The sequence below is a fragment of the Sphingopyxis sp. LC81 genome (genome assembly GCF_000756375.1).
Classification (GTDB): Bacteria; Pseudomonadota; Alphaproteobacteria; order Sphingomonadales; family Sphingomonadaceae; genus Sphingopyxis.
This window is the reverse complement of sequence record NZ_JNFD01000048.1, coordinates 1-854: the sequence shown is the minus strand read 5'-3', so window position 1 is coordinate 854 and position 854 is coordinate 1. Positions and strand designations below refer to the sequence as shown.

1 pseudogene is annotated in these 854 nt (G+C 61.1%); it reads left to right on the top strand.

The annotated features are described in order from the left end of the window. Nucleotides 1–108 precede the first annotated feature (108 nt). Nucleotides 109–854 (top strand): annotated as a pseudogene (locus tag FG91_RS22615) (IS5 family transposase).

Here is an 854-nt window from a genome sequence, read left to right as displayed (position 1 = left end):
CTAGGTTTCGTGGACAAAGCTTGACTGTGGACTCGGTCGCTGATTCAAGGCTGGCTTTTGGAGGCAACCTTGGGCGAGCGGATCGGCGTTACAGACGAAGAATGGGAAGTGATCGGGGCGCTTCTGCCGCCTGAACATGGTCGTGGATGCCGCCCCGCACAGGATAACCGCCCGTATTTCGAAGGCATGATGTGGATCGCCCGGACCGGCGCGCAGTGGCGGCATTTGCCCGATGAGTACGGCAAGTGGAACAGCGTGTTCCGGCGCTATCGACGCTGGGTCACGACCGGCGTGTTCGATGCCATGCTCGAGACGTTGGGCGAGTTGGCAGGGCGCGATACATCCGCCGACATGATCGATAGCACGGTGGTCCGGGCACATCATTGTGCCGTCGGCATAAAAAGGGGACTCAGCAAACCGAGGCGCTTGGCCGATCGCGAGGCGGCTTCTCCACCAAGCTCCACGCCAGATGCGACGCCAGAGGTCTCCCGCTCGGCTTCGTGCTGACACCCGGACAGGCGCACGATGTGCAGGGCTTCGCTCCGCTGTTCCGCATGATTAGCGACCGGATCGAGGCCTTCCTGGCTGATCGGGGCTACGATGCCGACGCCATCCGCAAGGAGATCGAGGCAGCCGGTGTAGAGGCGGTGATCCCGGCCAAGGTCAACCGGCGCAATCCCGCCCCGCACGATCGCGCGAAATACAAATGGCGCAACCTGATCGAGCGTCTGTTCAACAAGCTCAAGAACTGGCGGCGTGTCGCCACACGCTACGACAAAACCAAGGAATCTTACCTCGGCTTCGTCGCACTCGCCTCAGTCAAACTATGGATACCCTTTGTCCACGAAACCTAG